At 70.2% G+C, this 13,026-nt stretch carries 10 protein-coding genes; 4 read left to right on the top strand and 6 right to left on the bottom strand.

Features of this window, described 5'->3' with window-relative positions; genetic code table 11:
- The first annotated feature begins 109 nt into the window (after window positions 1-109).
- Genes ACYVKR_RS14810 through ACYVKR_RS14800 form a run of 3 tightly spaced genes read left to right on the top strand, consistent with a single transcriptional unit; the run spans window position 110 to window position 3,212 of the window.
- Complete coding sequence (locus tag ACYVKR_RS14810; protein WP_460481685.1) at window positions 110-1,090, top strand: quinone oxidoreductase family protein; 981 nt, start codon at window positions 110-112, stop codon at window positions 1,088-1,090.
- A gap of 8 nt (window positions 1,091-1,098) precedes the next feature.
- On the top strand, window positions 1,099-1,935 hold the full coding sequence (locus ACYVKR_RS14805; RefSeq protein WP_460481684.1) for an NUDIX hydrolase: 837 nt from the start codon (window positions 1,099-1,101) through the stop codon (window positions 1,933-1,935).
- Window positions 1,936-1,955: 20 nt separating this feature from the next.
- On the top strand, window positions 1,956-3,212 hold the full coding sequence (locus ACYVKR_RS14800) for an NAD(P)/FAD-dependent oxidoreductase (protein ID WP_460481683.1): 1,257 nt from the start codon (window positions 1,956-1,958) through the stop codon (window positions 3,210-3,212).
- Between the two features lie 333 nt (window positions 3,213-3,545).
- Here the strand turns inward: ACYVKR_RS14800 and chrA are convergent, their stop codons facing one another.
- From chrA to ACYVKR_RS14785, 3 genes are all read right to left on the bottom strand, one after another.
- Entirely contained in the window at window positions 3,546-4,742 is a 1,197-nt protein-coding gene (gene chrA / locus ACYVKR_RS14795) for a chromate transporter (RefSeq protein WP_460481682.1), read from the bottom strand.
- Between the two features lie 180 nt (window positions 4,743-4,922).
- The gene (gene cls / locus ACYVKR_RS14790) at window positions 4,923-6,380 is read right to left on the bottom strand and encodes a phospholipase D-like domain-containing protein (RefSeq protein WP_460481681.1); all 1,458 of its coding nucleotides are present in this window, start codon (window positions 6,378-6,380) and stop codon (window positions 4,923-4,925) included.
- Window positions 6,381-6,415: 35 nt separating this feature from the next.
- Complete coding sequence (locus ACYVKR_RS14785; protein ID WP_460481680.1) at window positions 6,416-7,348, bottom strand: LysR family transcriptional regulator; 933 nt, start codon at window positions 7,346-7,348, stop codon at window positions 6,416-6,418.
- 118 nt (window positions 7,349-7,466) lie between these two features.
- Between ACYVKR_RS14785 and ACYVKR_RS14780 the strand changes: the two genes are divergently transcribed.
- Complete coding sequence (locus ACYVKR_RS14780; RefSeq protein WP_460481679.1) at window positions 7,467-8,399, top strand: DMT family transporter; 933 nt, start codon at window positions 7,467-7,469, stop codon at window positions 8,397-8,399.
- A gap of 13 nt (window positions 8,400-8,412) precedes the next feature.
- On the opposite strand, the gene ACYVKR_RS14775 is transcribed toward ACYVKR_RS14780, so the two are convergent.
- The 3 genes from ACYVKR_RS14775 to ACYVKR_RS14765 all read right to left on the bottom strand — a co-directional run bounded on the left by ACYVKR_RS14775 (window position 8,413) and on the right by ACYVKR_RS14765 (window position 12,725).
- Window positions 8,413-9,528 (bottom strand): AI-2E family transporter, encoded by a 1,116-nt coding sequence (locus tag ACYVKR_RS14775; protein WP_460481678.1) that lies wholly within the window; start codon window positions 9,526-9,528, stop codon window positions 8,413-8,415.
- A gap of 58 nt (window positions 9,529-9,586) precedes the next feature.
- Window positions 9,587-10,636: a phosphoribosylformylglycinamidine cyclo-ligase gene (gene purM, locus ACYVKR_RS14770; RefSeq protein WP_460481677.1), complete on the bottom strand. Its 1,050-nt coding sequence runs from the start codon at window positions 10,634-10,636 to the stop codon at window positions 9,587-9,589.
- Between the two features lie 121 nt (window positions 10,637-10,757).
- Window positions 10,758-12,725 carry a gamma-glutamyltransferase family protein gene (locus ACYVKR_RS14765; RefSeq protein ID WP_460481676.1) on the bottom strand — a complete coding sequence of 656 codons (1,968 nt, stop codon included), beginning with the start codon at window positions 12,723-12,725 and terminating at the stop codon, window positions 10,758-10,760.
- Window positions 12,726-13,026: the final 301 nt, after the last annotated feature.

Genomic DNA, 13,026 nt, shown 5'->3' with positions numbered 1-13,026 from the left:
GCCGCACTGTAAACCGGGAGCGCTGCAGGCGCGTGCGAATCGTGGCAGGATGCGACACGCACGCGACGGAGCCGCCGCCTCGCCGCCACTTTCCCCAAGGAGCCAACCCATGCCTTTAGCCGTACAGATCCAGCAGACCGGAGGCCCCGAGGCCATGCAGCTCGTGCAGGTGCCGGTGGCCGAGCCGCAGCAGGGCGAGGTGCGCATCCGCCACCATGCCATCGGGCTGAACTTCATCGACGTCTACCAGCGCACCGGCCTGTACCAACTGCCGCTGCCGCTGCAGCTGGGCATGGAAGCCGCCGGCGTGGTCGAGGCCGTGGGCCCGGGCGTTGCGCACCTCGGCGTGGGCGACCGCGTGGCCTATGCGACCAACCCGCCCGGCAGCTACAGCGAGCAGCGCACCATGCCCGCGCAGTTCGTCTGCCGCCTGCCCGACGGCATAGCTTTTGAGACCGGCGCGGCGATGATGCTCAAGGGCATGACGGCGCAGTACCTGCTCAAGCGCTGCAAGCCGGTCGAGGGCCTGGAGGCCGGTGACCATGTGCTGTTCCACGCGGCCGCGGGCGGCGTGGGGCTGATCGCCTGCCAGTGGGGCAAGGCGCTGGGCCTGCAGGTGATCGCCACCGCCGGCTCGGATGAGAAATGCCAACTGGCGCTGGCCAACGGCGCGGCCCATGCCATCAACTACCGCACCGAGAACTTCGCCGAGCGCGTGAAGGAAATCACCGGCGGCCAGGGCGTGAAGGTGGTGTACGACTCGGTCGGCAAGGATACCTGGGAAGGCTCGCTGCAGTGCCTGCGCCGCTTCGGGCTGATGGTGTCGTTCGGCAACGCCTCGGGGCCGGTGCCGCCGTTCGCGCCCGCGACGCTGGGCCCCAAGAGCCTGTACGTCACGCGCCAGACGCTGTTCGCCCACCTGGCCTCGCGCGAGGCCTGCCAGGCCATGGCCGACGACCTGTTCGCGGTGGTCGAATCGGGCCAGGTCAAGATCCACATCGAGCAGCGCTTTGCGCTGGCCGATGTGCAGGCGGCCCATCGCGCGCTCGAGGCGCGCCAGACCACGGGCAGCACCATCCTGATCCCGTGAAGGACTTCATGAGCGATGTGAACGCCGCGCCCGCCTGGGCCGTGCAGGCCCGCCAGACCCTGCAGGCCGCGCCGCTGCAGCCGCGCATTCCCTTCGTGGTAGACGGCCATGTGGTGGGCTCGCTGCTCGAGCACTTCCTGCTCGAAACCGGCCTGCCCGGCCGGTTGGCCGAAGGCGTGCTGCTGATCAAGCGCGAGCATGCGGGCCAGGCCGTATGGGTGCTGGAATATGAACGCGGCGATGCGACGGCCGCGCTGAATCACTTGGCGAAAGCCCTGCACGAGGCCGGTCGCAGCGGCGCCTGGCGCAGCGAGCAGTTGCTGGTGCGCTCGGCCGATGGCCACATCGTGGGCACGGTGGAGCGCGGCGCGGTGCGCCCGCTGGGCATTGCCACGCAGGCGGTGCACCTGGTGGGCCTGGCGTCGCAAGGCGACGGCTGGGTGCAGCAGCGCTCGGCCCGCAAGGACAGCTACCCCAACCGCTGGGACACGCTGATGGGCGGCATGGTCTCGGCCAGCGACACGCTGGAGCAGGCGCTGGCGCGCGAGACCTGGGAGGAGGCCGGCCTGCGCGTGGCCGAGCTGCAGGCGCTGCACTGGGGCGGCGTGCTGCGCTTTCGCCAGCCCGCCACCGATGGCGACCGCGATGGGCGGGGCCTGAGCTACATGCACGAGGACATCCACTGGTACCGCTGCACGGTGCCCGATGGCCTGGTGCCGGACAACCAGGACGGCGAGGTGCAGCAGTTCGCCTGCTGGCCGCGCGACCGGCTGCTGGAGCAGCTGGCGGCGGATGCCTTCACGCCCGAGGCCACCTTGGTGTGGGCCGGGCATTTCGGATGGTGATCGGGGTGGGGGTGAATGTGGTGAATGGAGAAAACGGGCCGTCGCGCGTCGCGGTCATCGGCGCCGGCGTGGTGGGCGTGAGCACGGCGCTGGCGCTGCGCAGCCGGGGCGTCGAGGTCACGCTGCTGGAGCGCGGCGAGCCGGGCATGGCCTGCAGCTGGGGCAACTCGGGCGCGATCAGCCCCGGTTCGGTGGCGCCGCTGGCATTGCCCGGCGTGCTCAAGACCGTGCCGGGCATGCTGCTCGATGCCGACGGGCCGCTGTCGCTGCCGCTGCGCTATCTGCCGAAGGCGGCCTCGTGGCTGATCGCGTTCGCGCAGTCGGCTGACCCCGCCAAGGTGAAGGCCGCGGCTGCGGTGCTGAACGAGCTGTACCACGGTGCCGTCGATGCGCACGAAAGCATGGCCCGCGCGCTGGGTGTGCCCGAGCTCTTTGTGCGCCACGGCCACCTGCACCTGTACCCGGATGCGGCGGCCGCCGCCAAGGACGCGATGGGCTGGCAGCTGCGCGAGCAGTACGGCTACGCGGTGCAGCAGCTCGACCGCGCCGGCATCGAGGCGCTGGAGCCGCAGGCGCCGCCTGGCTATGCGCACGGCCGCTTCCTGGCGGACCACGGCACCATCCTCAACCCCTACCGCTATGTGCAGGCCATGGTGCAGGCCTTTGTGCGCCGGGGCGGCCAGCTAGTGCAGGCCGAGGTGCGGAGGCTGCGGCCCGAGGCCGAGGGCTGGCGCATCGACACGGCCGGCGCGCCGGCCTGGCCCAAGGAGCAGCGTTGGAGCCATGTGGTGGTGGCGAACGGTGCCTGGGCGGCGCAGCTCGTCCATCCGCTGGGCATGTGGCTGCCGCTGGAGTCGCAGCGCGGCTACCACGTGCAGTTCGCCGGCGCGCAGTCGCTGGTGCAGCGCACCGTGGTGCTGGCCGACAAGAAGGTCTTCGTCGCGCCGATGGAGGGCGGCCTGCGCGTGGGCGGCACGGTGGAGATCGCCGGGCTGAAGGCGCCGCCGAACCAGCGCCGCGCGATGCTGCTGGAGCGCATCGCGCGCGAGGCTTTCCCGGCGCTGGGCAGCCAGCCGGCCGAGTCGTGGATGGGGCACCGGCCCTGCCTTCCCAACTCGGTGCCGGTGGTGGGGCATGTCGATGCGCTGCCGGGCCTGTGGCTGGCCGTGGGGCATGGGCACCTGGGGCTGACCGGCTCGCTGCCGACGGCGCAGCGCATTGCCAATGCGCTGTGCGGCGGGCAGGGGGAGCCGTTCTGGGCCTTGCCGCAGCGCTGAGTTTTTGAGGGTGGAGGCCGGGACTCGCCCCGGCGGGCGACCTACTTTCTTGTTCGCACAAGAAAGTAGGCAAAGAAAGCGCCCCGACTGTCTGCGACCCCGCTGCTCAGCAGCGGGGCAACCTGCGGCGTGACGTTTGCGGGGTGCGCCGTGGAACTCACTGCGCGCCAAGGCGCTCCGTTCGAACATCCCCGGCGAGTCAGATGACGAAGCATGCGCGCTCCGACGCGCATGCCCACACCGCAAACGCCCCGCCACAGGCGCAGACAGAAGGGGTGGGCAAACCATACGGGCCGTCGCGTTGCTCGGCCTTTGATGCTGGAGAAAGAAGACTCAGGCCAGAACCCAGCCGGCCAGCGCACAGCCCAGCACCACCACCCAAGGTGGCAGCTTCAGCTTCATCAGCGCTGCGCCGGCCACCGCAACGACCGCGACATCGGCCGCGCCATGCACGGAGGAGGTCCACAGCGGGTTCCACAGCGCCGCGAGCAGCAGGCCCACCACGGCGGCGTTGATGCCGGCCAGGGCCATCTGCGCGGCGGTGTAGCGCTTCAGGCGCTCCCACCAGGGCAGGGCCGCGGCCAGCAGCATCCAGCCGGGCGCGAAGATGCATGCCAGCGCCAGCGCGCTGCCGGCCATGCTCTGCGGCGCAGTGGGCCACAGCGCGCCCAGGAAGGCCGCGAACGTGAACAAGGGGCCGGGCATGGCCTGCGCCGCGCCGTAGCCGGCCAGGAAGGTGTCGGCGCCGATGTGACCGCCGGCCACTACCGACTCCTGCAGCAGCGGCATCACCACATGGCCGCCGCCGAACACCAGCGCCCCGGCGCGAAAGAAGATGGCCGCCATCTGCGCCGCAGTATTGCCGCTGGCCTGCGCCAGCCAGGGCAGGCCCAGCAGCAGCGCCGCGAACAGCACCAGCCACAGCCAGGGCGCGATGCCGGCGCGCGGCGCGGCGGGCGTCTCGCTGGCATCGGCCGGTGTGGTGCCGGGCCGTGGCCGCAGCAGCAGGCCGCCCAGCAGGGCGCTGGCGGCTATCACCACGATCTGTGTCGCGGGCGAGGCCCAGTACAGCGCCGTGGCGGCGGCGGCCAGCATGAGGGCCAGGCGCGCCGGGCCGCGGCACAGCTGCCGGCCCATGCCCCACACGGCCTGGATGACCACGGCCACCGCGGCGAGCTTGAGCCCGTGCAGCAGCCCGGCGGGGACGCGGGCCGATGCGTGCTCCAGGCCCAGCGCGATGGCCAGCATCAGCAGCGCTGACGGCAGCGTGAAGCCCAGCCACGCCGCGAGCGCCCCGCGCCAGCCGGCGCGCTGCAGACCTATGCCCATGCCCACCTGGCTGCTGGCCGGGCCGGGCAGGAACTGGCACAGCGCCACCAGGTCGGCATAGGCGCGCTCGCCCATCCAGCCGCGCCGCACGACGAACTCCTCGCGGAAGTAGCCCAGGTGCGCGATCGGCCCGCCGAACGAGGTCAGCCCCAGGCGCAGGAAAGTCCAGAAAACCTCGGAGGTGCAGCGGTGCGGTGGCATGGCGGTGGAGCGAAGGCGAAGCCGTGATCGTAAGCGGAGGAAGTGCCGGGTTTGCCTGTTTTTTGGGCAGGGGTTGGCGTTGCCTTGCAGATCAATGACTTAACCTGGTTATCGACAGAGCTGCAGCAGGATGTCCACAGGCTTTTGCCCGGGCTATGGGGAAAAGAGCAGGCCCCGGTTTCAAAGCACCGGCCCCAGCGTGGCCATCAGGTTGTTCCACATGCGGCGGGGCCAGGGCCACTGGCGCACCTCGGCCAGCGTCACGGGCTGCGACTGCGCGAGGTAGGCGAGCTGGCGCTGGCGGATGGCGGCGGTGGTGGCGTGGTCCTGCAGCAGCACGTTGTTCTCGAAGTTCAGGTCGAAGCTGCGCAGGTCGAGGTTGGTCGAGCCGAGCATGGCCACCTCGCCGTCCACGCACAGGGTCTTGGCGTGCAGCAGGCCGCCGCGGTATTCGGCGATGGCCACGCCCGCGCGCAGCAGCTGGTAGTAGGTGCTGCGGCTGGCGGCGGCCACGATCCACGAGTCGTTGCGCTGCGGCAGGACCAGCGTTACCTGCACGCCGCGCCAGGCGGCGGCGCACAGCGCCTCGAGCACCGTGGCGTCGGGCACGAAATAGGGCGTGGAGACCAGCAGCTCGCGCTGCGCGCTGGCAATCAGCGTGGACACCAGGTGCGGCGTGGCGCGCGGGCGCTCGGTGGGGCCATCGGCCACCACCAGCGCGGGAAAGCCGCCGCCGTGCGGCTCGGCCATGGCGGCCGGCGCGGGCGTGAACGGGTCGTACTCTTCGCCGGTGGACTGCATCCAGTCGCTGGCGAACAGCAGCTGCATCTGCGTGACCACCGGCCCCTGCAGCCGCAGCATGATGTCCACCCAGGGCGCATACCGGGCCTTGACGCGGAAGGCCTCGTCGGCGCAGTTCTGGCTGCCGCAGTAGGTGATGGCGCCGTCGATCAGCGTGATCTTGCGGTGGTTGCGCAGGTCGAGCCGGCTGGTGAGCAGCACCTTGGCGAGGTGGTCTATGGGCAGGGCCACGGCCAGCTGCACACCGGCTTCGCGCATCGCGCGCCAGCGGGCCGAGCGCAGGAAGGCGCGCGAGCCCAGGCCGTCCACCATGGCGCGGCAGGTCACGCCGCGGCGCGCCGCGCGCATCAGCGCCTCGGCGATGCCCTGGCCGGTGTCGTCGTCGAGCCAGATGTAGTACAGCACGTTGATCTCGCGCCGGGCGGCGTCCATGTCGGCCAGCATGCGGGCGCGGGCCACGGCGCCGTCGTCCATCAGCTCGGCCCGGTTGCCCGGCACCGGCAGAAAGCCATTGACCGAGGTGGCATAGCGGAACGCCGCCTGCCACGCGGGGGCGATCTGCGCCGCCACGTCGGCGGGGCGCCCGAGCAGCTGCATGGCCACCGGATCGTCGGGCAGGCGGCTGGTGATGAAGTCCTCGAAGCGCTTGCGCCGCCCGAGCACGCGGTGGCCGATGTCCACCTCGCCCAGCAGCCAGTACAGCACGGCGCCAGCATAGGGCAGCACCACGATCACCATCAGCCAGCCCATGCGCACGTCGGGCGAAAGGTTGTTGCGCAGCAGCACGCGCGAGCCGAAGCCCAGGACGATCAGGGTGTGCAGCGCAAGCAGCAGCATGGTTCAGCGCGGAGAGTGGGGCTGCTGCATGATAGCTATTCGGCGGCCGCGGCGAGGTGGTCGATCAGTGCGCGCACCTTCAGCGGCACATGGCGTGTGGGCGCGTACACCGCATGCACCACGCGCGGCGCATATTTGCCGCACAGTGCCCAGCCGGGCAGCACGGGCGCGAGCTGCCCGGCCTGCAGCGCCTGCGCGGCAGCGAAATCGGCCACCATGCCTATGCCCTCGCCGGCCTGCAGGGCCTGGATCAGCCCGAGGCTGCTGGAGATGGTCAGCGGCGTCTTCACCAGCAGCCGCACGGGGCGCTGGCGCGAGCCGGCTGGGGCCTGCGCGGGCAGCAGTTCCAGCTCGTTCTGGAACTGGCCATAGCCCAGGCTGTAGAGCGGGTGCTCCAGCAGCTGCCCGGGTTCGGTGAGGGGCGCATGCCGTGCCAGGTAGCCGGGCGCGGCCACCAGCACGTAGCGGATGGTGTGCAGCGGCCGCGCCACCAGGCCCGGCGCTACCTGGCCCGGCGTGCTGATGCGCAGCACCAGGTCCAGTCCCTCGGCCACCAGGTCGGCGATGCGGTCGGTCAGGTCGACCTGCACGCGCACCTCGGGCCAGCGCCGGCAGAAGGCGGGCAGGCGCGGCGCCAGCCACAGGTCGCCCCAGACCGCCGGCGCGCTGATGCGCAACTGCCCGCGCGGCTGCTGGCGGTGCTGGCTGGCCAGCGACTGCACCTGCTCGGCGGTGGCCAGCAGCTGGGCGCAGCCCTGGTAGATCTCGGCGCCGGCCTCGGTCAGCGACAGCGACCGGGTCGTGCGGTGCAGCAGCTTGAGCCCGAAGTGCGCCTCCAGCCGCGCCACGCTGCGGCTCACCGCCGAGGTGGTCTGCTGCAGCTCGCGCGCGGCGCCGGCAAAGCTCTGCTGCTCCACCACGCGGGCGAAGACCAGCATCTCGGTCAGCAGCAGGTGGTCATGGGGCATGGCGATTGATTGTTGCTTGTGGATCAATACTTCGTTGAATGGTAACCGTATTGTTGTTTATATCGCTTTACTGAATCATGGGAGCCATCGACATGCAATGGTTCACAGGAGATTCGACATGACAGCGATGCAATCGTGCGGCCCGGCCGCTGCGGCCGCAACCGCTCCCGCCGGCCCACGGCAGGCCTTGTCCGGCGGCGCCTGGCGCATGCTGGCCGCGATGGTGCTGTCGGGCACCATCGGGCTGGTGGTGGTCGAAAGCGGCCTGCCGCCGCCGCTGGTGGTGCTGGCGCGCTGCGTGCTCGGCGCCTTGGGCCTGGGCGCCTGGGTATGGTGGCGCCGCCAGTGGGTGGCGGTGGGGCGCGGCGATGCCCTGTGGATCGCCGCGGGCGGCCTGGCCCTGGTGTTCAACTGGGTGGCCCTGTTCAGTGCCTACCGCTACACCAGCATCGCCGTGGCCACCGTGGTCTACCACGTGCAGCCGCTGATGCTGCTGGCGGTGGCAGCCTGGCAGGGCGAGCCGGTGCAGGCGCGCAAGCTGCCGTGGCTGCTGCTGGCGCTGCTGGGCGTGGCGCTGGCCAGCGGCGCGGTCACGGCGGATGGCATGGCTGCCGGTTCGTGGACGGGGGCCTTGCTGGCCCTGCTGGCGGCCGCGCTCTATACGGTGACCACCGTGGCCACGCGTCGCGTGGCCCACATCCCGCCGGCACAGGTGGCGATGCTGCAGATGGCGCTCGGTGGTGGGGTGCTGGCGCTGGCCGCCGCCCCGATGCTGCTGGCCGGTTCGGAGCAGGGTGCGCTGCAGCTCTCGGCCAGGGTGGGCGCGCTGATGCTGGTGCTGGGCCTGGTGCATACGGCCTTCATGTACACGCTGATGTATGCGGCTTACCAACGATTGGCGGCACCGGCCATCGCGGCGCTGTCATTCGTCTACCCGGCGGTGGCGCTGGCGGTGGACCTGCTGTGGTTCGGGCATGTACCCACTCCGGCGCAGTGGCTGGGCATGGGCGGCATCGTGGTGGCGGTGCTAGTGCACCGGCTGGGGCGGTAACGGCCTGGGCGGCTCAGATCATCCGCGCCGCGTACAGCTCTTTCTTCAGGTAGGCGTAGAACAGCGGCGCTGCCACCAGGCCGGCGGGCCCGAAGATGGCCTCGGACACGAACATCACCGCCAGCAGCTCCCACACGCCCATGTGCGTGCGTGCGCCAACCACCTTGGCATTGATCACGTACTCGGCCTTGTGGATCAGGATCAGGAAGGCCAGGCAGGCCACGGCCGTCAGCGGCGACACCGACAGCCCCACGGTGGTGATGACGGCATTGCAGATCAGGTTGCCGACGATGGGAATCAGCCCGCCGATGAAGGTGAGCAGGATCAGCGCACCGCTGTAGGGCAGCCGCGTGCCCATCATCGGCAGCACCGCCAGCAGGAACAACGCCGTCAGGCAGGTGTTGAACAGCGCGATCCAGAACTGCGCCGCGACGATCTGGCGGAAGGCGTCACCGAAGCGCTGCACGCGCAGCGACAGCTGCACCGCCAGCGGCGCATGCGACTGGCGGCCGTGGTAGACGGCGGCCAGCGAGCCGATCAGCAGGCCGACGAAGGCATACAGCAGGCCGCCCAGCCAGGCCCGGCCGGCATTGGCCAGCGCGCCCGACTTGGTGCGCAGGTAGTCGGCGGCGCGCTGCTGCAGCTCCTGCGCGCCGTCGGGCAGCATGCCGGCCATCTCGGGCGGCAGCTTGGAGCGCAGGTCCAGCAGGGTCTTGGCCATCGAGTCCAGCATCTCGCGGTACTGCGCCGGCGCATTCAGCAGGTAGCCCTGCGAATGCATCAGGCCCACGGTGAGCAGCAGCAGCGGCGCGAGCAGCACGATGGTGACGGCCGCGTACTCGGCCCAGCGGGGGATGGTGGCCAGCGCCCGCACATGGGCCGTGCCCGTGGTGCTGGGCGTGCGCGAGAGCTTGCGCGCCAGGAATTGCGTCAGCGCATAGCCCACGCAGGCACTGAGCAGGCCTACCAGCAGGCCGTAGCGCATGATGATGAACAGGCCCCCCGCCATCAGCAGGTACGACGCCAGCCGCACGCCCCAGTGCGAGGCCGGCGGCCGCCAGGGGCGGGCGGTGTGCTCGCCTTCGGAGGCCGGGCTGTGGGATGGAGCGGAAGAAGAATCCTGTTGCATCAAAAACGGCCAGTCAGAAAAAGAGCCAGGCGGCAGGTGAGTGGCCGGTACCAGGAGCTTAGCGCACGACGACCGCTGCGCCGTCGCCGCGCGGCGCAATCGCGCCGATGGCGTACACCTTCTCGCCGGCCTGGGCCAGCGTGGCCTGCACGGCGGCCGCTGCCTCGGGCGACACGACCACGACCATGCCGATGCCGTTGTTGAAGGTGCGGTTCATTTCGATATCGTCAATACCCGCCGTCTTCTGCAGCCAGGCGAACAGCTCGGTCTGGGGCCAGCTGTCCTTGGCCAGGTGCGCGGCCAGGCCGTCCGGCAGCACGCGGGGGATGTTCTCCAGCAGGCCGCCACCGGTGATGTGGGCCAGGGCCTTGATCTGCTCGGGATGGGCGGCCAGCGCGGCCAGCACGTTCTTCACGTACAGGCGGGTGGGCTCCATGATGGCGTTCTTGAACGGCTTGTCGTCCAGCGTGGCGGGCAGGTCGCTGCCGGCGCGCTCGATGCACTTGCGCACCAGTGAGAAGCCGTTGGAGTGCACGCCGCTCGACGCCAGGCCCAGCACCACGTCGCCGGCCTGCACGTTCTGGCCGGCCAGGATCTTGGATTTCTCGACCGCGCCGACGGCAAAGCCGGCCAGGTCGTATTCGCCGTCGGGGTACATGCCCGGCATCTCGGCGGTCTCGCCGCCGATCAGCGCGCAGCCCGACAGCTCGCAGCCCGTGGCGATGCCGCCCACCACCGCGGCGGCGGTGTCGACGTGCAGCTTGCCGCAGGCGAAGTAGTCCAGGAAGAACAGCGGCTCGGCGCCCTGCACCAGCACGTCGTTCACGCTCATGGCCACCAGGTCGATGCCCACGGTGTCGTGCATGTTCCACTCGAAGGCCAGCTTGAGCTTGGTGCCTACGCCGTCGGTGCCCGAGACCAGCACCGGCTCCTTGTAGCGCTTGGGCACTTCGAACAGCGCGCCGAAGCCGCCGATACCCGCCATCACGCCTTCGCGCAGCGTCTTCTTGGCCAGCGGCTTGATCCGTTCGACCAGCGCGTCGCCCGCGTCGATGTCCACGCCGGCGTCTTTGTAGGAAATGGGGGTAGAGGAATGGGAAGAGCTCATGGGGTTTGCAAAGCCAGGTCGGCAGGTCGGCACAAGGGGGGGATTTTAAGGCGGCGGCGCGGCCCGCCCCAAGAAAAAGCCCTGCCACCGGGGCAGGGCTGTTGCTGCGGCAGGGGCAGGGTCAGAGCGCGCCGTCGCCCAGCACGATGCCTTCGCGCCGCGGGTCGGCGCCGCCTTGCAGCATCGGCTTGCCATCCTTGGTCACCCGCATGATGGTGGCCACGCCGCTCGACTGCGCGCCGCTGGAGACGGTGTGGCCCTTGGCCTTGAGGCCATCGACCAGGCCCGTCAGGTCCAGCGTGGTGTTGGAGCCGTCCACGCCGGTGGTGGGGCTGTTGGAGGCGCCGAAGTTGACCAGCGACGTGGCCTGCTGGGCGTCCAGGCCCCAGTCCAGCGCGCCGACCACGGTCTTCATCACGTACTGGATGATGGCGCCGCCGCCCGGCGAGCCGGTGGCCATCACGAACTCGCCCGGCGCATTGCCCTTGAACACCAGCGTGGGCGCCATGGTGCTGCGCGGGCGCTTGCCGGGGGCCACGCGGTTGGCCACGGGATTGCCGCTGCCGTCCACCGGCGCGGCGGAGAAGTCCGTGAGCTGGTTGGTCAGCAGGAAGCCCTCGACCATGTGGAACGAGCCCATGCTCGACTCCACCGTCGTCGTCATCGACACCGCGTTGCCGTAGGCATCCACCACCGAGATATGCGTGGTGCCGTGCTCCACGGTCTTGTCCACGCCCTGCGGCACCGGGCCGAAGTCGCCCGCGGCAGCCGTGCCCATGCTCTTGTCCGGGTTGATCAGGCTGGCGCGCTGCTGCAGGTAGCTGGTGCTGAGCATCGAGGCCAGGCCCTGGGCCGGCAGTGGCACGAAGTCGGTGTCGGCCACGTACTTGTCGCGGTCGGCGTAGGCCAGGCGCTCGGCCTCGGACACCAGGTGCACGCCCATCACGCTGGGCACGCCGCCTTCGTTGGCAGGATTGGTGGGGGCGTACTGCGCCAGGTTGAACTGGCCGAGGATGCCCAGCGACTGCGCGATCGCGATGCCGCCGGACGAGGGTGGCGACATGGTGCACACATGGTAGGTGCTGCGGTAGTTGGTGCAGACCGGATCGCGCTTCTTGGCCTGGTAGTTGGCCAGGTCGCTCAGCGTGATCAGGCCGGGGGTGATAGGCGTCTTGGCGGCGTCGTCGCCCACGGTCTGGCCGGCCTTGGCGACGATGGCCTTGGCGATGTCGCCGGTGTAGAGGGCGTCCGCGCCCTGCGTGGCCAGCGCCTTCAGTGTCTTGGCATAGGGCAGGTTGGTCATGGTCTCGCCGGTCTGGCGCGGCGAGCCGTCGGCATGGAAGTAGGCCGCCATGGCATTGGCGTCCAGCGCCAGGCTGCTGGCATTGCTGGCGATGGCGGCACCCATGCGCCCGGGGATCTGGAAGCCGTCGGTCGAGAGCTTGATGCCGTAGTCGAACAGGCCACCCCAGGCCAGCTTGCCATGCTCCTTGTGCGCCAGGTCGAGCATGCGCATCACGCCCGGCACGCCGATGGAGCGGCCGCTGCGCCGTGCCGAGGGCACGGGGGCGGGCGAGTTGGGATCGGCCTGGTCCTGGCGTGCCAGGTAGTAGCCGGTGGCGGCCGCGGGCGCGGCCTCGCGGCCGTCATAGGCCGTCACCTTCTTGGTCTTGGCGTCGTAATAGACCATGAACGCGCTGCCCGCGACCGTGCTCGACTGCGGCTCGACCAGGCCCAGCACGGCCTGCATGGCGATGGCCGCATCCACGGCCGAGCCGCCGGCCTTGAGCACATCGCAGCCGGCCTTGGTGGCCAGCGGCGTGTTGGCGATCGCCATGTACTTGCTCGAATGCTTGGCGGTCAGGCCCAGGCGGTAGCCCGAGGCCTTCTCGGGCGCGGCAGGGTCGCCATTCACGCCGGAGCCGACGACCACCGAGCCGCCGTTGCTGCCCTTCACCGAGCAGCTGGTGGGGTCGTTGTCGACGATCAGGCCGCCGATCCCGCTGCCACTGCCACCGCTGCCGCCGCAGCTCACCAGAAAGGCCGCCGCTGCCAGCGGCACCATGACTCCTAGTATTCTTTTGCGCATATTCCGTCCTTGGTGTGGGTTGTCGTGGCCAGTGCGAAGCCGCGCGAATTCGGGGCGCCGCATGACTTTGCAAAGGTTAACCATGGGTATACACGACCCCGGTTGGTAAATACCCGCGCACGGTGTCCCTGGCGAGATTCGTGCCGGGCATCCCGGCAAGCCACGCGGCTCGGTCTAAAATCCCCGCTTTGCTTTACCTTTGCTGGCGAAAGCCATAGCCTGTTGCGCGATTCCGTTGTGTCCCCCCCTTTGCTCCTGCAGCCCCGTCGCCTGCCTGTGATTGATGGCCGTTTTGTGCCGC

The sequence above is a fragment of the Comamonas humi genome (assembly GCF_054782535.1).
This window is presented reverse-complemented; position numbering and strand designations above follow the sequence as displayed.

Bases quoted from the DNA above. Each gene is read 5' to 3' on its own strand.
- ACYVKR_RS14810 (WP_460481685.1), top strand. From the start codon at position 110: ATGCCTTTAGCCGTACAGATCCAGCAGACCGGAGGCCCCGAGGCCATG.
- ACYVKR_RS14805 (WP_460481684.1), top strand. From the start codon at position 1,099: ATGAGCGATGTGAACGCCGCGCCCGCCTGGGCCGTGCAGGCCCGCCAG.
- chrA (WP_460481682.1), bottom strand. From the start codon at position 4,742: ATGCCACCGCACCGCTGCACCTCCGAGGTTTTCTGGACTTTCCTGCGC.
- cls (WP_460481681.1), bottom strand. From the start codon at position 6,380: ATGCTGCTGCTTGCGCTGCACACCCTGATCGTCCTGGGCTTCGGCTCG.
- ACYVKR_RS14785 (WP_460481680.1), bottom strand. From the start codon at position 7,348: ATGCCCCATGACCACCTGCTGCTGACCGAGATGCTGGTCTTCGCCCGC.
- ACYVKR_RS14780 (WP_460481679.1), top strand. From the start codon at position 7,467: ATGACAGCGATGCAATCGTGCGGCCCGGCCGCTGCGGCCGCAACCGCT.
- ACYVKR_RS14775 (WP_460481678.1), bottom strand. From the start codon at position 9,528: ATGCAACAGGATTCTTCTTCCGCTCCATCCCACAGCCCGGCCTCCGAA.
- purM (WP_460481677.1), bottom strand. From the start codon at position 10,636: ATGAGCTCTTCCCATTCCTCTACCCCCATTTCCTACAAAGACGCCGGC.
- ACYVKR_RS14765 (WP_460481676.1), bottom strand. From the start codon at position 12,725: ATGCGCAAAAGAATACTAGGAGTCATGGTGCCGCTGGCAGCGGCGGCC.